Source organism: Schaalia radingae (assembly GCF_900106055.1).
Classification (GTDB): Bacteria; Actinomycetota; Actinomycetes; order Actinomycetales; family Actinomycetaceae; genus Pauljensenia; species Pauljensenia radingae_A.
Genome location: NZ_LT629792.1, coordinates 1737732 through 1758943 on the forward strand (window position 1 = coordinate 1737732; position 21212 = coordinate 1758943).

At 55.6% G+C, this 21212-nt stretch carries 21 protein-coding genes; 4 read left to right on the forward strand and 17 right to left on the reverse strand.

What is annotated here, in order from left to right:
• From BLT69_RS07605 to mtnA (BLT69_RS07630), 6 genes are all read right to left on the reverse strand, one after another.
• Entirely contained in the window at positions 1-453 is a 453-nt protein-coding gene (locus BLT69_RS07605) for a cupin domain-containing protein (RefSeq protein WP_092648767.1), read from the reverse strand.
• On the reverse strand, positions 434-1351 hold the full coding sequence (locus tag BLT69_RS07610) for an ABC transporter permease (RefSeq protein WP_092648768.1): 918 nt from the start codon (positions 1349-1351) through the stop codon (positions 434-436). Before BLT69_RS07610 ends, BLT69_RS07605 begins: the two co-directional genes overlap by 20 nt.
• Positions 1351-2550, reverse strand: coding sequence for an ABC transporter permease (locus BLT69_RS07615; RefSeq protein ID WP_092648769.1), 1200 nt, complete (start codon positions 2548-2550; stop codon positions 1351-1353). The genes BLT69_RS07610 and BLT69_RS07615 overlap by 1 nt, the downstream gene beginning before the upstream one ends.
• Positions 2540-4060, reverse strand: a complete 1521-nt coding sequence (locus tag BLT69_RS07620; RefSeq protein ID WP_092648770.1) for an ABC transporter ATP-binding protein — start codon at positions 4058-4060, stop codon at positions 2540-2542. The genes BLT69_RS07615 and BLT69_RS07620 overlap by 11 nt, the downstream gene beginning before the upstream one ends.
• Positions 4061-4125: 65 nt before the next feature.
• The gene (locus BLT69_RS07625) at positions 4126-5193 is read right to left on the reverse strand and encodes a BMP family ABC transporter substrate-binding protein (RefSeq protein ID WP_092648771.1); all 1068 of its coding nucleotides are present in this window, start codon (positions 5191-5193) and stop codon (positions 4126-4128) included.
• 13 nt (positions 5194-5206) lie between these two features.
• A complete protein-coding gene (gene mtnA / locus BLT69_RS07630; RefSeq protein ID WP_092648772.1) occupies positions 5207-6235 on the reverse strand; it encodes an S-methyl-5-thioribose-1-phosphate isomerase in 1029 nt (342 codons plus the stop codon).
• 123 nt (positions 6236-6358) lie between these two features.
• On the opposite strand from mtnA (BLT69_RS07630), the gene BLT69_RS07635 reads away from it, so the two are divergent.
• Complete coding sequence (locus BLT69_RS07635) at positions 6359-6646, forward strand: YgjV family protein (protein ID WP_092648773.1); 288 nt, start codon at positions 6359-6361, stop codon at positions 6644-6646.
• 814 nt (positions 6647-7460) lie between these two features.
• On the forward strand, positions 7461-8660 hold the full coding sequence (locus BLT69_RS07640; protein WP_092648763.1) for an IS110 family RNA-guided transposase: 1200 nt from the start codon (positions 7461-7463) through the stop codon (positions 8658-8660).
• A gap of 48 nt (positions 8661-8708) precedes the next feature.
• Here the strand turns inward: BLT69_RS07640 and BLT69_RS07645 are convergent, their stop codons facing one another.
• The 11 genes from BLT69_RS07645 to mtnA (BLT69_RS07695) form a co-directional block, all read right to left on the reverse strand.
• Positions 8709-9479: a nucleoside phosphorylase gene (locus BLT69_RS07645; RefSeq protein WP_092648764.1), complete on the reverse strand. Its 771-nt coding sequence runs from the start codon at positions 9477-9479 to the stop codon at positions 8709-8711.
• A 14-nt stretch (positions 9480-9493) separates the two neighbouring features.
• Complete coding sequence (locus BLT69_RS07650; RefSeq protein ID WP_092649131.1) at positions 9494-10276, reverse strand: MTAP family purine nucleoside phosphorylase; 783 nt, start codon at positions 10274-10276, stop codon at positions 9494-9496.
• Positions 10277-10281: 5 nt separating this feature from the next.
• A complete protein-coding gene (locus BLT69_RS07655) occupies positions 10282-11046 on the reverse strand; it encodes an SDR family NAD(P)-dependent oxidoreductase (RefSeq protein WP_092648765.1) in 765 nt (254 codons plus the stop codon).
• Positions 11043-11666, reverse strand: coding sequence for a class II aldolase/adducin family protein (locus BLT69_RS07660; protein ID WP_257590295.1), 624 nt, complete (start codon positions 11664-11666; stop codon positions 11043-11045). The genes BLT69_RS07655 and BLT69_RS07660 overlap by 4 nt, the downstream gene beginning before the upstream one ends.
• Positions 11667-11686: 20 nt before the next feature.
• Positions 11687-12460, reverse strand: coding sequence for a GntR family transcriptional regulator (locus tag BLT69_RS07665; protein WP_092648766.1), 774 nt, complete (start codon positions 12458-12460; stop codon positions 11687-11689).
• Position 12461: 1 nt separating this feature from the next.
• The gene (locus tag BLT69_RS07670) at positions 12462-12914 is read right to left on the reverse strand and encodes a cupin domain-containing protein (RefSeq protein WP_092648767.1); all 453 of its coding nucleotides are present in this window, start codon (positions 12912-12914) and stop codon (positions 12462-12464) included.
• Positions 12895-13812 carry an ABC transporter permease gene (locus tag BLT69_RS07675; protein ID WP_092648768.1) on the reverse strand — a complete coding sequence of 306 codons (918 nt, stop codon included), beginning with the start codon at positions 13810-13812 and terminating at the stop codon, positions 12895-12897. The genes BLT69_RS07670 and BLT69_RS07675 overlap by 20 nt, the downstream gene beginning before the upstream one ends.
• On the reverse strand, positions 13812-15011 hold the full coding sequence (locus BLT69_RS07680) for an ABC transporter permease (protein WP_092648769.1): 1200 nt from the start codon (positions 15009-15011) through the stop codon (positions 13812-13814). The genes BLT69_RS07675 and BLT69_RS07680 overlap by 1 nt, the downstream gene beginning before the upstream one ends.
• Complete coding sequence (locus BLT69_RS07685) at positions 15001-16521, reverse strand: ABC transporter ATP-binding protein (protein ID WP_092648770.1); 1521 nt, start codon at positions 16519-16521, stop codon at positions 15001-15003. Before BLT69_RS07685 ends, BLT69_RS07680 begins: the two co-directional genes overlap by 11 nt.
• Positions 16522-16586: 65 nt before the next feature.
• On the reverse strand, positions 16587-17654 hold the full coding sequence (locus BLT69_RS07690; RefSeq protein ID WP_092648771.1) for a BMP family ABC transporter substrate-binding protein: 1068 nt from the start codon (positions 17652-17654) through the stop codon (positions 16587-16589).
• A gap of 13 nt (positions 17655-17667) precedes the next feature.
• Positions 17668-18696, reverse strand: coding sequence for an S-methyl-5-thioribose-1-phosphate isomerase (mtnA, locus tag BLT69_RS07695; RefSeq protein ID WP_092648772.1), 1029 nt, complete (start codon positions 18694-18696; stop codon positions 17668-17670).
• A 123-nt stretch (positions 18697-18819) separates the two neighbouring features.
• Here mtnA (BLT69_RS07695) and BLT69_RS07700 point away from each other — a divergent pair, with 123 nt between their 5' ends.
• On the forward strand, positions 18820-19107 hold the full coding sequence (locus tag BLT69_RS07700; RefSeq protein WP_092648773.1) for a YgjV family protein: 288 nt from the start codon (positions 18820-18822) through the stop codon (positions 19105-19107).
• A gap of 814 nt (positions 19108-19921) precedes the next feature.
• Complete coding sequence (locus tag BLT69_RS07705; protein ID WP_092648763.1) at positions 19922-21121, forward strand: IS110 family RNA-guided transposase; 1200 nt, start codon at positions 19922-19924, stop codon at positions 21119-21121.
• Positions 21122-21212 lie beyond the last annotated feature (91 nt).

Here is a 21212-nt window from a genome sequence, read left to right on the forward strand (position 1 = left end):
TCACTGTCCTTCGTGTAGTTTGGCGTGTAATGTTTCTATTCCATGCGCGGTCAACATCTCCTCACTTGCCAGTTCAAAACCGTCCCATGTGAAACCCGGTGCCATGGTTGTACCCAGTAGTGTCCATTCGCCCAACGACATCGAGCCCTGCCAGACGCCTGCCTCCACCACGTGCTGGGGCCTCTGGCCCGCCCTCAGATCCATGCCGAGAATTACCTCTGACCTGCGACCCAAGTCATCAATCTGGACCAGGAGTAGAGGCGCTCCCGCATACCAGTGGTAGACCTCTGAACCGCTGAGCCTGTGGAGTTCTGACCACTGGTCGCCACCAACGAGGTAGTAGATCGCGGTGGAGTTATCATCGATAAATGTCTGCCGGTGTAGGCCGCCTTCTTGGTCTAGCTCGGTAAGATCGAGTAGTTTGGCTACCTCGTCACGAGTCAACGGATTCATGGTCTGCTTCCTCTCTTGTCTTCCTAAAGTTGAAAGTGGTCAGCAAGAGTGCCAGTAGTGTCACAACATATGGAGCAGCATCTGTGACTTGGGTCGGAATCCCAACACCCTGCGCACGAAAACCGATCGCCTCGGCAGCACCGAATAGTGTTGCCGCGCCGAGGACACCAATCGGGTGTGAACGTGCAAGCATGACGGAAACGACCGCGATCCAGCCACGACCAGCTGACATCTCTTCAGAAAACTGCACCACATTACCCAACGAGAGCTGCGCGCCTCCTAGGCCACACAGGAGCCCCGACAGGATAACTGCCGCATACTTGTACGTAACTGGATTGACGCCGAGCGTTTGAGCGGCAAGTGGTTTCTCACCTACACCGCGGAGTCTGAGTCCTGCGGGCGTTCGGAAGATTACAATCCAGAAGACGAAAACGAGAATGAACGCCAGATATCCAAGAATTGTTTGATTGAACAGTGCGTTGCCAACCCACGGAATATCCGCGAGCAACGGGATGCGATAGGTCTCCAGTCCGACGATTCGCGGATCAACGAATGTTCCCGAGGTGTTGAAAAGGCCAACCAACAGGAACGATGTGATTCCTGTTGCGAGAATATTCATTGCGACGCCCACGACGATCGGCTCTGCCCCTCGATTGACGCTTCCGTACGCCAAAATAAGTGTGAAGATTCCCGATGCGGTCATCGCACCAAGCGCACCTAGGAGCGCACTCCCGGTGAAGTAGGACGTGGCAACCGCAAAGAACGCTCCTACCAAGAGCTGGCCCTCCAACGCGATATTGAAGATCCCCGCCTTGTCACAAATCAATCCACCGAGCGCGGCGAAAAGGATCGGAATTAACGCCCGAACGATTGAATCTATCAGCGCTGCATCAAACATTAATTCGCATTCCCTTCTGCAACGGCAACCGTTTCATCCGTAGGTTGCAATGCATCTGCATGATCGGACGCGTGCTCACGAGCGATACTTCTTCGACGCTTCTTGAAATTCGGCAAAGTGACCCTGAATACGATCAGGATAATTACGACACCTTGGATCACGGAGGCGATCTGCGGCGACATACCTAGTCCGCGACTCATCGCACTTGCGCCCGCCATGATCGCGCCGAAGAATGCTCCAGCAGCAAGGACGGCAAACGGACGATACATCGCAAGCAATGCGACCATGAGCCCTGTCCAGGCATAGCCCGAAGACAGCAAGGCTCCGTCAATCAATCGCGTCTCTGGCGCTCCGATCGTCAGAAGTACTCCAACAAGACCGGCGATGCCACCAGAGAGCGTCATGACCTGGAGTGTCAGTTTCCGTTCGTGACCGCCACCATATTCGATGAATCTGGGATTTATTCCATTGATCCCCGATTCGTAGCCGAAGATGGTGTTCCTATTAACGTAGGCCATCCCGACAACAACCAGCAGGATGATGACGAAAGACCAATTGATTGAACTACCGATCGTTGAAACCAAGTTGCCTCGACCCAGACCGTTAGATACCGATTGACCGAGCCCAGAGTTTAATGGCAACAACATCGGAATCTGCACGTCGAGCCGGATTTGTTCGGTCGCTACCATCTGTGACGTCTGATCCTTCAAGGGGTATCGGATCATCCAAGAGGAGAAGAATCTTGCCGGGTAGGACAGTAGGAGCGAGGTGATAAGAATTGGCACCCCAGGCCAGAACTGTAGTACCGCCGACACCAACGCCCACAGAGCGCCCCCCGCGATTCCTCCTAGAATTGCGCATATCATAACGATAATTCCGGGTCCCGGCATATATAGCGCAACTATGCCGCCGACCAAGCCACCCATGATCATCTGACCTTCGGTACCGATGTTCAAGATGCCGGATCGAAACGCGACAGCTGTTGCCATCGCCATACCGACAAGCGGGATCGCACGCTGGATTGTATTGGTAATTCCCGACGGAGAAAGAATTGATCCTTCAGCCATCGTTAAGTATGCCTCAACCGGGGAGTACCCAGCCAAGAGGATGAAGATAGCGCCAACGACAAAGGCCAACACGATTGACAGCGGAATTGGGCCGGTCAGCCAACGTACAAATGCATTACCGTTATTCCTCATCTGACACCGTCCCTCCGGCCATCAATAGGCCAAGCTTGCTCTCAGTCGCCTCACTGACAGGCATTTGGGCAACGATTTCACCCTCGTACATCACGGCTACGCGGGTCGACAATGAGAGAATTTCGCTCAGTTCGGCACTAATCAGAAGGATTCCGCCACCGGAATCGCGGTAATCGGTCAATGTAGAATGAATGAACTCAATTGCACCGATATCGACACCTCTGGTTGGTTGTTCCGCAACTAGTAGTGGAGATTCGTGCTCCATCTCACGCGCAATGAGAATCTTCTGTAAGTTTCCACCCGACAGAGTCCCTACAGCGACATTTTCATTGGCAATCTTCACCGAAAATTTGTCGATGAGTCTCCGCGCAAACGACTTTCGCGCGGGAAGATCGATGATCCCCTTCCGCTTTGTGAGCTCCTCGCCGTAGTGGTGTCCCATGGCGAGGTTTTCCTCTGCTGAGGCCGTCGTCGCCGCGCCCACTCCCTGTCGATCCTCGGGGATGTACGCCAAACCCGCCTCACGCCGCGTTCGAACAGATGCGTTTGTGACTTCTTTGTCCATGACGGAGATCGAGCCGTGCTCCACTGGCGTCAAACCTGCGATTGCACTTGCAAGTTCTGTCTGGCCATTGCCAGCGACACCCGCGATACCAAGAATTTCACCCTGACGCACTGTTAGCGACAAGTCCTTAACCTTCGCTTGTTTTTGAGAATCGCGAACGCTGAGATTTTCAACTTTCAGGACAGGCCGGCCAGGGTCAAACTGCGAAGGAGCTTGAGTCAGATCAACATCACGACCAGTCATCGCCTGAGTCACTGATTCGGGTGTCGCCTCAGACGTCTTCATCCGGGCAACCACACGTCCGTCACGCAAAACAGTCACGCGATCCGAAATATCCATCACCTCGCGCAGCTTATGCGTAATGAGAATGATTGTCTGTCCCTGTTGCTTAAGATGGCGTAGCACGCCAAAAAGCTGATCCGTCTCCTGTGGTGTCAATACCGCGGTTGGTTCGTCCAGAATTAGCACCTTCGCACCGCGGTAGAGAACCTTGATGATCTCTGCGCGTTGGAGCAGACCCACCGGCGCATTTGCAACGCGCACGCGCGGATCCACATCAAGCCCGAAGCGTGTCGCAAAATCTTCAACGATCTTGATCGCTTCCTCCCGGTCGATCAGCACACCCTTGGTCGGCTCCTTACGAAATACCACATTCTCGGCGACGGACATTGAGGGAAACATCTGGAATTCTTGGAACACCATTCCGATTCCAGCCCTGATCGCATCGAGCGGGCTCGAAAAGTGCACTTCCTTTCCTTCGAGGAAGATAGAGCCCTCATCGGGAGTGTAGAGGCCTGAAAGAATTGACATTAAGACTGACTTGCCGGCGCCATTTTCCCCCATGAGCGCATGGATCTCTCCCTTCTTGACTGAAAAAGTCACGTCATCATTCGCGAGGACCCCGGGGAACTGCTTTGTAATGCCCCTCATCTCAACATCTAACACTGCAACCCTCCTTTCTTTATAGACAAGGGAGGGGTCGAGAAGTGTTTCGACCCCTCCCGATGGATTTAGTTGAACTTGCCGGTAGCATCCGGCGGCGTGATTTCGCCGTCGATGATCTGCTGCTTTATCGTTGCAAGCTGCTCAACGACCTCCGGGTGCTCCATGACCGTGCATTGTGAATCCTCAGCACCAGGTGCGAGAGACACGATGTCCATGCCACCCTCTGCAAGCCCGAAGGAACTAAATTGGTCGGCGGTGCCGGCATCGATGTCGGCAATTAGTTGCGGAATAAGAGTATCCATCAACTTCAGAGTGCCGTCACCTACACCGCCAGGAGTGAGCGGACACTGGTTGACGTCAACGCCGTAGCCTGTCACACCGCCCTCGCCTGTAGCCTCAAAGACTCCACCGTTGGAGCCTGAAGCCACCGCGAAGATATGATCCACGTCTTGAGCCACAAGCGCAGCTGCCTGTTCCTTGGCACGCGCCGGATCTGAGAACGGGCTATCGCCTCCGATGAATAGTTGCTGATCGGCAACGTCCGGGTTTGCATCCTTTGCCCCCTGAGCGAACGCATCAGTGTAACGGTGGATGAATGGAATATCGACGGCACCGACAGACCCGATATTGTTGGTTTCCGTGAGCAGACCGGCCTCGTAACCGAGCAGGTAGGCCGCCTCGTGTTCGCGGAAGACCGCGCAATACATGTTTGGCGGGTACGGCTCGTCGGGGCAGTCATCAATATGGATGAACTTCTGATCGGGGTAACGCTCAGCGTACTCGAATGCCACGTCGGTGTACGAGAACGTAATCGTCACGATGTAATCAGGGCTCTCCGAAACAGCCTGATCCATGTTTTGACGGATCGAGGTCTGCTCAGAACTACCTTCATAAACCTTAGCTGTTCCGCCGTTCTGCTCCGCCGCTTGCTCAACGCCGATCTTGCCCGACTCTAGAAACTTGTTCACTCCAATAGGATCATTTGTCAGGTAGATGTAGGTCGGACCGCCCGATCCGCCTCCATCGCCTCCCGAACCAGCTTCACCTTCTTCGCTGCATGCTGCCAGTGACAGTGCAAGCGCCGCTGTGCCGACGAGTGCCGCCAGCTTGTACTTCGCCTTTGAAGTAACCACGATTTCCTCCTAATTAGTTTGATCGTGTGCGAATGGGGCCTAGGGGAACCGTCGAGGGAGACTCTCCTCGATCAACGCGTATCACTCTGCGATCAGTCACAATGGCCGTAATGTTCTCGTGCGGGGTGACGTCAAAAGCGGGATTAATCGCCTGAGTCTCCTCTGGAGCAGTGCGTACCCCGTGGAAGTTCACAACCTCCTCGGTCCCGCGATCTTCGATTTCAATATCAGCACCCGTCTTCGTCTCCATGTCAATGGTGGATTCAGGAGCCACCACGATCACAGGGAGGTTCATTGCCTTCGCCCCTAGAGACAGGGAGTAGGTTCCGATCTTGTTGGCGGTGTCGCCATTTGCCGTAATCCGGTCCGCGCCCGCGAAGAACGCCTGAGCGAAGCCTCTTCTGAGAAGAAACGGTCCCGCGGAATCGACAATAAGGCGATACGGAGCGCCCATCTGCTCGAGCTCCCACGCCGTCAGGCGCGAACCCTGAAGGAGCGGTCGCGTCTCAACAGGGAGTGCCTCCTTGAGCGTGCCACGCTCAAACATGGTTTGAATGACGCCGAGGGCCGTACCGCGCTCCACGCACGCCAACCCTCCCGTGTTACAAACGGTCATGATCGCGTGTTGACCTTCTCCAAGCAGCTCTTCTATAAGATCCGCGCCGTACTGCCCCATGGAATAACACGAGGCAATATCCTCATCGCGAATCGCGAGCGCTTCTTCAAGGATCCTGTCTTTACCCTCGTTCGCGTATTCCATCACGCGCCTCACCCCCCACGAGAGATTGACTGCGGTTGGGCGTGCGTTTGCGAGCCTACGGGAGGCGTCCTCAAGCTCCGCACCTTTCAATCCTTGCTGCGCGATAAGAGCGACTCCCATACCGCCAGCAACTCCAAGAGCCGGCGCGCCTCGCACAGCAAGTCGCTTGATGTCGTTGATCAAATCGTCGAGCTCCGTCACAGTACGAACTTCGAGTTCGCCTGGAAGTTTGGTCTGATCGATGAGCTCGATATGCCCATCAACCCAATCAATAGTCCTCATTGCCTACCTCCAATTTTCAAGTTGTTCTACAAGTATTGCCCACGTGTGCTATCTTGTCAACAAGTTGTTCCACATCTAACGCTGATGTGAACAAGTCCAAACATCGTCGTTAAAGGATTCTCGATGGATCAACAAACAATACTCGAAGCCTTCGGGTGGCTTGGCTCATTCCTTGTCGTCATGTCGCTCGTCCTGCCCAACCAGAAGAAGTTCCGATTCTGGAACCTAGTTGGAAGCGGCATCGCCGCCATCTATAATCTGCTCTTGGGCGTTTGGTCAATGGTCATCATGAACGCGGCCATCGTTATCATCGACGTCTATTGGCTCCATCGGCTCATCACCGAGGGCAGATCGACGCAACCCATTAGAATTGACAGCGAGCTCGATAGCAAGGCAACGCCAGAATCCTAGGGCGTCACCTCAGGTCTACTAAACTGCGGGATCCACGACTCCCGATGAGAATGTGTCCGGAACGGGTCACCATCCATCATGCGCATCCGCTCGGCCAACCTGCAGGAGCACGGACTCTGGGCCCGAGTACAGCCGATGCCGAGTAGCGTGGCAAACTGCCCTCTCCCCGAAATTTCGATGAGACATCGCAGCTCATTTCCCGCTCCCGCAGCGCTTGAATTTCGCGGCGTCTTAGACGCCGTATAGGCAACCTCGCCGGGCGTCGACGCAAGGCCTGCCTCGCAGTCATCAAACCCATGAGCCTCCTCCACCAGCTATACTTAGCAGAGAAGGCCTGAACGAGCAGGAGCGTCGAGCGAATACTGACCGCCCCATGTATTTCTAGCATGTTGGTGGTGAGGTGCCGGAGAGGGCCGTCTTCGCCAGAGCCGCGCGTAATCTCAGATCAACCTATCCACATGTTCGTGGCTTCGATAGCAAGGGCACGACCTGCTCCGGCACGTCGGGTAGCGCAATGTGGCAGCGTCAGAGACTCGCTAGTCTTCTTCGCGACGGGAGTCACGAATGCCCGTTACCTTGTTGACAGGTCCTGATTGGCGGGTGTTGATTGGGATTGTCGGCCAGCCGCCCTGGCATGGTGTCTTGCCCCTGTCTATCCAATGATCCGGGGGGGTGTTGCCACCAGGGTCGGTTGCCAGCATGTGATCGCTGATTAGGGGCTCGGCACCAAGGATGGATGCCTGTCGTAACGTGGATGTGAGGCGTGCTGTCTAGGCTCGGCCGACTTATGGTGCAAACCGAGAGGACAACTGCCATGAGAACTGACCGACCAGACATTTTTCTAGGACTGGACGTCGGCAAGACCGACCACTGGGCCTGCGCACTAACCGATTCCGGGCAGGTGTTATGGAATAAGACCCTGCCCAACAACGAACAAAAACTCACTGATATCTACACGAATCTGTCAGCGAAAGGCTCTGTGCTGGTGGTCGTGGATCAGCCGGCAACAATCGGCGCTCTCGCCATCGCGGTCGCCCAACATATGGGCATCGAGGTCGCCTACCTGCCGGGGCTGACCATGCGCCGGATCGCTGACCTATACCCGGGCGAGGCGAAGACTGATGAAAAGGATGCGTTCATTATCGCTGACGCAGCCCGCAGCCTTCCCCACATCCTGCGACAGCTCACCAAGACCGACCAGGACGAGGCAGGACTGGCGATGCTCACCGGTTTCGACCTTGACCTCTCACAGCAGGTCAATCAAGTCTCCAACCGGATCCGCGGGCTGTTCACCCAAATCCACCCTGAACTGGAAAGAGTTCTCGGACCACGCCTGGAACATGACGCAATCCTCGAAGTGCTCGCTACCTGGCCAACCCCGCAGGCTCTACGCAAAGCCGGGCGAGCGAGAATCGATGCGAAACTCAAAAAGCACGGAGCTCGCCGCCACACAGCATGGACCGAGGATATTCTTACCGCGCTAGCGAAGCAGTCGGTGACAGTCACCGGCACCGAAGCCGCGGGCCTTGTCATACCGCACCTGGCTCGCCAACTGTTGAGTCTGCACGCTCAACGCGCCGATGTTGCAACCGAGGTAGAGAAGATCGTGGCCACCCACCCTCTTTACCTGGTCCTGAGATCCATGCCCGGCATCGGTCTCAGGACCGCCGCCATGATCATCGCCGAGCTCTCCGGCAAGACATTTACCAGCTCCGCCGCCCTGGCCTCCTACGCTGGCCTGGCACCGACCACCCGACAGTCCGGGTCATCGATCAAGTCTGAACGAGTCAGCCACTCAGGCAACAAACGCCTCAAACGTGCCCTGTTCCTGTCAGCTTTCGCCGTGATCCGCACCGACCCGGTCAGCCGCACCTACTACGACCGCAAACGAGCACAAGGCAAACGACACAACCAAGCCATCATCGCCCTCGCCCACCGCAGACTCACAGTCCTGTACGCCATGCTCCGAGACGGCACCCTCTACGACGTCCCCGACACCGCCCTGGCAGCTTGACACACAACATAGGGGCACCCCCCAAAAAACCCATTTGTGGCGTCTAGCCTAGAGAGAGATCAAAGTGTTCAGTGACGCCTCGAGAGTTGCCTCAACCGCCTTCGCAACGATGTCGCGATCTGGTTCATAGGACGTCATTGTCTCGTCCTCATCCTTTAATGGGTTGCCATCGATGGCGAGCACCGCACCCGCACGAACCCTGTGGATCGAGGCGGTAATGAGCAGTGCGGCCACTTCCATCTCAACGCCCATGACTCCGGCATCGCGCCACATAGCTTGGTCATTTCCAAGGATCGGACTTGGATAAAAGTTGGCGCTTGTCAGAACGAGACCCGCGTGGGCCGTCAGCCCAGAATCCTTTGCTTTTTCCACGAGCTTGGAGGTCACTTCCAGATCCGACACGGCTGGATAATTCATAGGCACCACGAGCTCGGAGTAGCCGTCGCAACGTACCGCGCCTGTAGCAATTAAGAGGTCGCCGTCAACCACGTTTGGCTGAACACCACCTGCGGTGCCAGCGCGAACGATGAACTTCGCCCCACCCCGGCACAGCTCCTCGAAACAACACGCAGCGCCAGCCGCACCAACCCCGTGCGACACAACGGTGACTTTCTTTCCGTTGTACGTTCCAGAGTACGAATGGTACTCACGGTTCTTGGCAATCGGCATGGCGTCATTAAGCAGACCCGCAGCTTTCTCGGCGCGCTTCGGATCACCAACAACGAGCACCCGATCGCTAAGTTCCGCAACCGGAATCTGCGTTAGGGCGAGCGTCTCGTCATGGCCCTGACGAATAGGTGTGTATACCTTCTTTGACATGGAAACTCCTAAATCTAAATATCTGTCAATGCTTCGTGGCACTGGCAGGAATCATCAACTTCTAACATTTCAACGAGAGTCGCGAGTGCCTTCTTGATGCGTGGCTGGCCGTCAGCGGTAGTACGCCAGACGAGTCCCGCAGTTACGGGATCGTCCTGCATACCCTCGACGCCAGCGTCGAGGTCCGATACGAACGACAGGTTGCAGACGCACATGCCAAGCTCACGCGCGAGAGTTGTCTCTGGATGTTGTGTCATCGAGATCACAGAGAATCCCAGATTCTGGAAGACCTGCGACTCTGCACGCGTCGAGAAACGCGGCCCCTGAATAACCACCGCCGTTCCCCCGTCGTGGAACTTCTCATCAAGCGCTCCGAGAGCGGCGACGGCCGAGTCGTGCAACCGCGGGCAATACGGATCCGCAACCGATACGTGCACAACGTTTGGCCCCTCGAAGAAGGTTTGGTCACGCCCCCACGTCCTATCAAAATATTGGTCCGTGATGACGAAATCTCCGGGAGCATAGTCGGCTCTCAAGGAACCCACAACCGATGACGTTACGAGCGTCGTCACTCCGAGATTGTCCATTGCCTTGAGGTTTGCTCGATAGTTGATGAGGTGCGGGGGGACCCCGTGGTCTTTACCGTGGCGGGTCATGAAGGCGACCTCCTTGCCGCCGATCTCACCAATCGAGACCTCCGAGGAGGGACGACCATACTCAGTGTCAACCGTTACGTGCTCTGGATCTTCTAGGAGCTCGTACAGCCCCGACCCTCCAATAATACCTACCTTTGGCATGTCATTCACCATCCTGCTACAGCGGACATTCCTCCGTCTACTACGAGGTCATGTCCAGATATGAAACTGGCCGAGTCTGACGAGAGAAAGACGCAAGCTCGGCCAATGTCTTGCGGATTCGCAGTTCTTTGAAGTGGCACTCCAGCCATCCAGCTGTTGTAGCCGGCCGGCCAGCTTTCAGCGAGACTGCCGTCGCTGTCTATAAGTCCGGGTGAGACTGAGTTCGCGCGAATTCCGTATCGTCCAAGTTCGAGAGCCAGATTCCGAGTAAACATCTTGACGCCTGCCTTTGAAGCATCATAGTGCGCATGATTCATCGCCGGCACCGATGCCTCAACCGAGGCAATATTGATAACGCTCCCGGACACCTTCTTGTCGATCATGTGCGTTGTAACAGCCTTCGAAACGATGAAAGTTCCGTTGAGGTTAACATCAACCACTTTTCTCCACTGCTCGACTGTCAAGTCTGCAAAGGAGGTGACTGGCTGGATACCCGCATTGTTGACGAGAACGTCGATCTGCCCAAAATGCTGCGCAACATCGTCAACCATGGCCTTGGCATCCGCCTCCGAGCAAACGTCGCCTGTCACCTGCCCCACAGTGGCGCCAAGTTCGCGCAAGTTCTCGGCTAGCTTGTTGCCTTGGTCATTTTCAACAAGTGAATGGACTATGACAGTTGCGCCGGCCCTGGCAACCTCATAAGAAATCCCTGTGCCTAGCTTGCCGTCGGCACCAGTAATGAGGACGACCTTGTTCTGTAGTTCTTTCATGCGTGAATCAGCTCCACTCCTTCTGGGAATTTGGTTTTACTATCGCCAAGCAGCATCGCTTGGAAGGTATTCCTGGCTGCCTGTTCGAGCAATGACGCGCGGCGGAACGCCATCTCGGGGTCTTCGCCCACAGTGCAGCTTCCGTGGTGCGATAAGACCACACAGTTGTGTTCTGTCATCTGGCGAGCAGACTCATCGGCGAGCTCATCTGAGCCATTTGGGTAATACGGGACAACGCCTACTGACTTCACGTAAAGCGCGTCGTCCAGTGTAAAGAATCTAATCTTGTGTCCGAGTGCGCTCAGCAGGACGGTATTTTGCGGATGTAAATGAAATACCGAGTTCACGTCGTCGCGCGCTTCGTAGATCCTGTCGTGTAGCTTCCATTCACTCGAAGGTCGGGTCTCGAACGGGCCAGTGTCACCAACAGTCATTTTCGCAAATGAGTCCCGCGTCAGTTCACCGAGCCATGTACCCGACTTCGTAATGAAGTACTCGTTCGATCCAGGTAACCGGGCCGAGATATTTCCCCCCGAGCCCAGCACTAGTCCAGACGACACAGCAGAGCAGGCATGAATAATTAACCGATCTATCAGCCCCTCAGGTGTCTTATGTATCATTTCTCCCTCTTTTCATTGGTTCAATTCCGAACCCTCATCATCGAAAACTGGAACCTTCCCTCGCGAAAGAATGACCGCGCGTACAGGATAGGAAGGTGAGTTCTATCAAAATGCAACTGATGAAGCCCCAAGAAAGACTCATCACGGGCCTCCATCGAGAGTCCAAAGTCGCTTCCAACCACAGCGTGCACGTCCGTCGATGCGTATTTGATCGAATGACCCACGAGGTCGCAAAGGGTGAAAATCGACCCATGCATTTCCTCGACATCGAACTCTGCAGGAAAGATTCCGGCTCGAATAACCTCGAAAGAAACCGCGACCATTGCTCCGTCAGCTTCGACCTCACGTCGAGTCTCAATAACTCTTTCCCCGTCGCCAAGCCGGAGAACGTCTCTCTCATCTTCGGTGGGCGTCCGAACGCATTTGTCCGTGTAGCGTATTGTGGGATCCATCCCGGCGTTAGCGATTGTTTGCGACATCGATGTCAACTCCGACAGGTTTGAAGCCATAACAGCCTGGGCATCCGTCACGAATGTTCCCGAGCCGTGCCGACGGATCACGAGGCCCTGAGCCGCTAACTCCTGTAACGCCGACCGCAAGGTGTTCCGCGAGACGCCCAACTCAGAAGCTAGCGTCGGCTCGGACGCCAGTGCTTCCCCCGGCTCCCACTCACCCGCGTAAATGCGGTTCCTTAATTCTGCCGCGACATCTGCCGCAGCTCCGAGGTTCGGAGTTCTCATTGCCGGCGGAGTCAAAGCCGTACCCGTTTGCGAGTAAATGGGCCGCGAGTTCATGTCACTGTCCTTCGTGTAGTTTGGCGTGTAATGTTTCTATTCCATGCGCGGTCAACATCTCCTCACTTGCCAGTTCAAAACCGTCCCATGTGAAACCCGGTGCCATGGTTGTACCCAGTAGTGTCCATTCGCCCAACGACATCGAGCCCTGCCAGACGCCTGCCTCCACCACGTGCTGGGGCCTCTGGCCCGCCCTCAGATCCATGCCGAGAATTACCTCTGACCTGCGACCCAAGTCATCAATCTGGACCAGGAGTAGAGGCGCTCCCGCATACCAGTGGTAGACCTCTGAACCGCTGAGCCTGTGGAGTTCTGACCACTGGTCGCCACCAACGAGGTAGTAGATCGCGGTGGAGTTATCATCGATAAATGTCTGCCGGTGTAGGCCGCCTTCTTGGTCTAGCTCGGTAAGATCGAGTAGTTTGGCTACCTCGTCACGAGTCAACGGATTCATGGTCTGCTTCCTCTCTTGTCTTCCTAAAGTTGAAAGTGGTCAGCAAGAGTGCCAGTAGTGTCACAACATATGGAGCAGCATCTGTGACTTGGGTCGGAATCCCAACACCCTGCGCACGAAAACCGATCGCCTCGGCAGCACCGAATAGTGTTGCCGCGCCGAGGACACCAATCGGGTGTGAACGTGCAAGCATGACGGAAACGACCGCGATCCAGCCACGACCAGCTGACATCTCTTCAGAAAACTGCACCACATTACCCAACGAGAGCTGCGCGCCTCCTAGGCCACACAGGAGCCCCGACAGGATAACTGCCGCATACTTGTACGTAACTGGATTGACGCCGAGCGTTTGAGCGGCAAGTGGTTTCTCACCTACACCGCGGAGTCTGAGTCCTGCGGGCGTTCGGAAGATTACAATCCAGAAGACGAAAACGAGAATGAACGCCAGATATCCAAGAATTGTTTGATTGAACAGTGCGTTGCCAACCCACGGAATATCCGCGAGCAACGGGATGCGATAGGTCTCCAGTCCGACGATTCGCGGATCAACGAATGTTCCCGAGGTGTTGAAAAGGCCAACCAACAGGAACGATGTGATTCCTGTTGCGAGAATATTCATTGCGACGCCCACGACGATCGGCTCTGCCCCTCGATTGACGCTTCCGTACGCCAAAATAAGTGTGAAGATTCCCGATGCGGTCATCGCACCAAGCGCACCTAGGAGCGCACTCCCGGTGAAGTAGGACGTGGCAACCGCAAAGAACGCTCCTACCAAGAGCTGGCCCTCCAACGCGATATTGAAGATCCCCGCCTTGTCACAAATCAATCCACCGAGCGCGGCGAAAAGGATCGGAATTAACGCCCGAACGATTGAATCTATCAGCGCTGCATCAAACATTAATTCGCATTCCCTTCTGCAACGGCAACCGTTTCATCCGTAGGTTGCAATGCATCTGCATGATCGGACGCGTGCTCACGAGCGATACTTCTTCGACGCTTCTTGAAATTCGGCAAAGTGACCCTGAATACGATCAGGATAATTACGACACCTTGGATCACGGAGGCGATCTGCGGCGACATACCTAGTCCGCGACTCATCGCACTTGCGCCCGCCATGATCGCGCCGAAGAATGCTCCAGCAGCAAGGACGGCAAACGGACGATACATCGCAAGCAATGCGACCATGAGCCCTGTCCAGGCATAGCCCGAAGACAGCAAGGCTCCGTCAATCAATCGCGTCTCTGGCGCTCCGATCGTCAGAAGTACTCCAACAAGACCGGCGATGCCACCAGAGAGCGTCATGACCTGGAGTGTCAGTTTCCGTTCGTGACCGCCACCATATTCGATGAATCTGGGATTTATTCCATTGATCCCCGATTCGTAGCCGAAGATGGTGTTCCTATTAACGTAGGCCATCCCGACAACAACCAGCAGGATGATGACGAAAGACCAATTGATTGAACTACCGATCGTTGAAACCAAGTTGCCTCGACCCAGACCGTTAGATACCGATTGACCGAGCCCAGAGTTTAATGGCAACAACATCGGAATCTGCACGTCGAGCCGGATTTGTTCGGTCGCTACCATCTGTGACGTCTGATCCTTCAAGGGGTATCGGATCATCCAAGAGGAGAAGAATCTTGCCGGGTAGGACAGTAGGAGCGAGGTGATAAGAATTGGCACCCCAGGCCAGAACTGTAGTACCGCCGACACCAACGCCCACAGAGCGCCCCCCGCGATTCCTCCTAGAATTGCGCATATCATAACGATAATTCCGGGTCCCGGCATATATAGCGCAACTATGCCGCCGACCAAGCCACCCATGATCATCTGACCTTCGGTACCGATGTTCAAGATGCCGGATCGAAACGCGACAGCTGTTGCCATCGCCATACCGACAAGCGGGATCGCACGCTGGATTGTATTGGTAATTCCCGACGGAGAAAGAATTGATCCTTCAGCCATCGTTAAGTATGCCTCAACCGGGGAGTACCCAGCCAAGAGGATGAAGATAGCGCCAACGACAAAGGCCAACACGATTGACAGCGGAATTGGGCCGGTCAGCCAACGTACAAATGCATTACCGTTATTCCTCATCTGACACCGTCCCTCCGGCCATCAATAGGCCAAGCTTGCTCTCAGTCGCCTCACTGACAGGCATTTGGGCAACGATTTCACCCTCGTACATCACGGCTACGCGGGTCGACAATGAGAGAATTTCGCTCAGTTCGGCACTAATCAGAAGGATTCCGCCACCGGAATCGCGGTAATCGGTCAATGTAGAATGAATGAACTCAATTGCACCGATATCGACACCTCTGGTTGGTTGTTCCGCAACTAGTAGTGGAGATTCGTGCTCCATCTCACGCGCAATGAGAATCTTCTGTAAGTTTCCACCCGACAGAGTCCCTACAGCGACATTTTCATTGGCAATCTTCACCGAAAATTTGTCGATGAGTCTCCGCGCAAACGACTTTCGCGCGGGAAGATCGATGATCCCCTTCCGCTTTGTGAGCTCCTCGCCGTAGTGGTGTCCCATGGCGAGGTTTTCCTCTGCTGAGGCCGTCGTCGCCGCGCCCACTCCCTGTCGATCCTCGGGGATGTACGCCAAACCCGCCTCACGCCGCGTTCGAACAGATGCGTTTGTGACTTCTTTGTCCATGACGGAGATCGAGCCGTGCTCCACTGGCGTCAAACCTGCGATTGCACTTGCAAGTTCTGTCTGGCCATTGCCAGCGACACCCGCGATACCAAGAATTTCACCCTGACGCACTGTTAGCGACAAGTCCTTAACCTTCGCTTGTTTTTGAGAATCGCGAACGCTGAGATTTTCAACTTTCAGGACAGGCCGGCCAGGGTCAAACTGCGAAGGAGCTTGAGTCAGATCAACATCACGACCAGTCATCGCCTGAGTCACTGATTCGGGTGTCGCCTCAGACGTCTTCATCCGGGCAACCACACGTCCGTCACGCAAAACAGTCACGCGATCCGAAATATCCATCACCTCGCGCAGCTTATGCGTAATGAGAATGATTGTCTGTCCCTGTTGCTTAAGATGGCGTAGCACGCCAAAAAGCTGATCCGTCTCCTGTGGTGTCAATACCGCGGTTGGTTCGTCCAGAATTAGCACCTTCGCACCGCGGTAGAGAACCTTGATGATCTCTGCGCGTTGGAGCAGACCCACCGGCGCATTTGCAACGCGCACGCGCGGATCCACATCAAGCCCGAAGCGTGTCGCAAAATCTTCAACGATCTTGATCGCTTCCTCCCGGTCGATCAGCACACCCTTGGTCGGCTCCTTACGAAATACCACATTCTCGGCGACGGACATTGAGGGAAACATCTGGAATTCTTGGAACACCATTCCGATTCCAGCCCTGATCGCATCGAGCGGGCTCGAAAAGTGCACTTCCTTTCCTTCGAGGAAGATAGAGCCCTCATCGGGAGTGTAGAGGCCTGAAAGAATTGACATTAAGACTGACTTGCCGGCGCCATTTTCCCCCATGAGCGCATGGATCTCTCCCTTCTTGACTGAAAAAGTCACGTCATCATTCGCGAGGACCCCGGGGAACTGCTTTGTAATGCCCCTCATCTCAACATCTAACACTGCAACCCTCCTTTCTTTATAGACAAGGGAGGGGTCGAGAAGTGTTTCGACCCCTCCCGATGGATTTAGTTGAACTTGCCGGTAGCATCCGGCGGCGTGATTTCGCCGTCGATGATCTGCTGCTTTATCGTTGCAAGCTGCTCAACGACCTCCGGGTGCTCCATGACCGTGCATTGTGAATCCTCAGCACCAGGTGCGAGAGACACGATGTCCATGCCACCCTCTGCAAGCCCGAAGGAACTAAATTGGTCGGCGGTGCCGGCATCGATGTCGGCAATTAGTTGCGGAATAAGAGTATCCATCAACTTCAGAGTGCCGTCACCTACACCGCCAGGAGTGAGCGGACACTGGTTGACGTCAACGCCGTAGCCTGTCACACCGCCCTCGCCTGTAGCCTCAAAGACTCCACCGTTGGAGCCTGAAGCCACCGCGAAGATATGATCCACGTCTTGAGCCACAAGCGCAGCTGCCTGTTCCTTGGCACGCGCCGGATCTGAGAACGGGCTATCGCCTCCGATGAATAGTTGCTGATCGGCAACGTCCGGGTTTGCATCCTTTGCCCCCTGAGCGAACGCATCAGTGTAACGGTGGATGAATGGAATATCGACGGCACCGACAGACCCGATATTGTTGGTTTCCGTGAGCAGACCGGCCTCGTAACCGAGCAGGTAGGCCGCCTCGTGTTCGCGGAAGACCGCGCAATACATGTTTGGCGGGTACGGCTCGTCGGGGCAGTCATCAATATGGATGAACTTCTGATCGGGGTAACGCTCAGCGTACTCGAATGCCACGTCGGTGTACGAGAACGTAATCGTCACGATGTAATCAGGGCTCTCCGAAACAGCCTGATCCATGTTTTGACGGATCGAGGTCTGCTCAGAACTACCTTCATAAACCTTAGCTGTTCCGCCGTTCTGCTCCGCCGCTTGCTCAACGCCGATCTTGCCCGACTCTAGAAACTTGTTCACTCCAATAGGATCATTTGTCAGGTAGATGTAGGTCGGACCGCCCGATCCGCCTCCATCGCCTCCCGAACCAGCTTCACCTTCTTCGCTGCATGCTGCCAGTGACAGTGCAAGCGCCGCTGTGCCGACGAGTGCCGCCAGCTTGTACTTCGCCTTTGAAGTAACCACGATTTCCTCCTAATTAGTTTGATCGTGTGCGAATGGGGCCTAGGGGAACCGTCGAGGGAGACTCTCCTCGATCAACGCGTATCACTCTGCGATCAGTCACAATGGCCGTAATGTTCTCGTGCGGGGTGACGTCAAAAGCGGGATTAATCGCCTGAGTCTCCTCTGGAGCAGTGCGTACCCCGTGGAAGTTCACAACCTCCTCGGTCCCGCGATCTTCGATTTCAATATCAGCACCCGTCTTCGTCTCCATGTCAATGGTGGATTCAGGAGCCACCACGATCACAGGGAGGTTCATTGCCTTCGCCCCTAGAGACAGGGAGTAGGTTCCGATCTTGTTGGCGGTGTCGCCATTTGCCGTAATCCGGTCCGCGCCCGCGAAGAACGCCTGAGCGAAGCCTCTTCTGAGAAGAAACGGTCCCGCGGAATCGACAATAAGGCGATACGGAGCGCCCATCTGCTCGAGCTCCCACGCCGTCAGGCGCGAACCCTGAAGGAGCGGTCGCGTCTCAACAGGGAGTGCCTCCTTGAGCGTGCCACGCTCAAACATGGTTTGAATGACGCCGAGGGCCGTACCGCGCTCCACGCACGCCAACCCTCCCGTGTTACAAACGGTCATGATCGCGTGTTGACCTTCTCCAAGCAGCTCTTCTATAAGATCCGCGCCGTACTGCCCCATGGAATAACACGAGGCAATATCCTCATCGCGAATCGCGAGCGCTTCTTCAAGGATCCTGTCTTTACCCTCGTTCGCGTATTCCATCACGCGCCTCACCCCCCACGAGAGATTGACTGCGGTTGGGCGTGCGTTTGCGAGCCTACGGGAGGCGTCCTCAAGCTCCGCACCTTTCAATCCTTGCTGCGCGATAAGAGCGACTCCCATACCGCCAGCAACTCCAAGAGCCGGCGCGCCTCGCACAGCAAGTCGCTTGATGTCGTTGATCAAATCGTCGAGCTCCGTCACAGTACGAACTTCGAGTTCGCCTGGAAGTTTGGTCTGATCGATGAGCTCGATATGCCCATCAACCCAATCAATAGTCCTCATTGCCTACCTCCAATTTTCAAGTTGTTCTACAAGTATTGCCCACGTGTGCTATCTTGTCAACAAGTTGTTCCACATCTAACGCTGATGTGAACAAGTCCAAACATCGTCGTTAAAGGATTCTCGATGGATCAACAAACAATACTCGAAGCCTTCGGGTGGCTTGGCTCATTCCTTGTCGTCATGTCGCTCGTCCTGCCCAACCAGAAGAAGTTCCGATTCTGGAACCTAGTTGGAAGCGGCATCGCCGCCATCTATAATCTGCTCTTGGGCGTTTGGTCAATGGTCATCATGAACGCGGCCATCGTTATCATCGACGTCTATTGGCTCCATCGGCTCATCACCGAGGGCAGATCGACGCAACCCATTAGAATTGACAGCGAGCTCGATAGCAAGGCAACGCCAGAATCCTAGGGCGTCACCTCAGGTCTACTAAACTGCGGGATCCACGACTCCCGATGAGAATGTGTCCGGAACGGGTCACCATCCATCATGCGCATCCGCTCGGCCAACCTGCAGGAGCACGGACTCTGGGCCCGAGTACAGCCGATGCCGAGTAGCGTGGCAAACTGCCCTCTCCCCGAAATTTCGATGAGACATCGCAGCTCATTTCCCGCTCCCGCAGCGCTTGAATTTCGCGGCGTCTTAGACGCCGTATAGGCAACCTCGCCGGGCGTCGACGCAAGGCCTGCCTCGCAGTCATCAAACCCATGAGCCTCCTCCACCAGCTATACTTAGCAGAGAAGGCCTGAACGAGCAGGAGCGTCGAGCGAATACTGACCGCCCCATGTATTTCTAGCATGTTGGTGGTGAGGTGCCGGAGAGGGCCGTCTTCGCCAGAGCCGCGCGTAATCTCAGATCAACCTATCCACATGTTCGTGGCTTCGATAGCAAGGGCACGACCTGCTCCGGCACGTCGGGTAGCGCAATGTGGCAGCGTCAGAGACTCGCTAGTCTTCTTCGCGACGGGAGTCACGAATGCCCGTTACCTTGTTGACAGGTCCTGATTGGCGGGTGTTGATTGGGATTGTCGGCCAGCCGCCCTGGCATGGTGTCTTGCCCCTGTCTATCCAATGATCCGGGGGGGTGTTGCCACCAGGGTCGGTTGCCAGCATGTGATCGCTGATTAGGGGCTCGGCACCAAGGATGGATGCCTGTCGTAACGTGGATGTGAGGCGTGCTGTCTAGGCTCGGCCGACTTATGGTGCAAACCGAGAGGACAACTGCCATGAGAACTGACCGACCAGACATTTTTCTAGGACTGGACGTCGGCAAGACCGACCACTGGGCCTGCGCACTAACCGATTCCGGGCAGGTGTTATGGAATAAGACCCTGCCCAACAACGAACAAAAACTCACTGATATCTACACGAATCTGTCAGCGAAAGGCTCTGTGCTGGTGGTCGTGGATCAGCCGGCAACAATCGGCGCTCTCGCCATCGCGGTCGCCCAACATATGGGCATCGAGGTCGCCTACCTGCCGGGGCTGACCATGCGCCGGATCGCTGACCTATACCCGGGCGAGGCGAAGACTGATGAAAAGGATGCGTTCATTATCGCTGACGCAGCCCGCAGCCTTCCCCACATCCTGCGACAGCTCACCAAGACCGACCAGGACGAGGCAGGACTGGCGATGCTCACCGGTTTCGACCTTGACCTCTCACAGCAGGTCAATCAAGTCTCCAACCGGATCCGCGGGCTGTTCACCCAAATCCACCCTGAACTGGAAAGAGTTCTCGGACCACGCCTGGAACATGACGCAATCCTCGAAGTGCTCGCTACCTGGCCAACCCCGCAGGCTCTACGCAAAGCCGGGCGAGCGAGAATCGATGCGAAACTCAAAAAGCACGGAGCTCGCCGCCACACAGCATGGACCGAGGATATTCTTACCGCGCTAGCGAAGCAGTCGGTGACAGTCACCGGCACCGAAGCCGCGGGCCTTGTCATACCGCACCTGGCTCGCCAACTGTTGAGTCTGCACGCTCAACGCGCCGATGTTGCAACCGAGGTAGAGAAGATCGTGGCCACCCACCCTCTTTACCTGGTCCTGAGATCCATGCCCGGCATCGGTCTCAGGACCGCCGCCATGATCATCGCCGAGCTCTCCGGCAAGACATTTACCAGCTCCGCCGCCCTGGCCTCCTACGCTGGCCTGGCACCGACCACCCGACAGTCCGGGTCATCGATCAAGTCTGAACGAGTCAGCCACTCAGGCAACAAACGCCTCAAACGTGCCCTGTTCCTGTCAGCTTTCGCCGTGATCCGCACCGACCCGGTCAGCCGCACCTACTACGACCGCAAACGAGCACAAGGCAAACGACACAACCAAGCCATCATCGCCCTCGCCCACCGCAGACTCACAGTCCTGTACGCCATGCTCCGAGACGGCACCCTCTACGACGTCCCCGACACCGCCCTGGCAGCTTGACACACAACATAGGGGCACCCCCCTGTTCCCCAGGTTCGAACTCGGCACTGTTTCATCGGCACAACAGACACACGGCTTAACAAATCCGCTG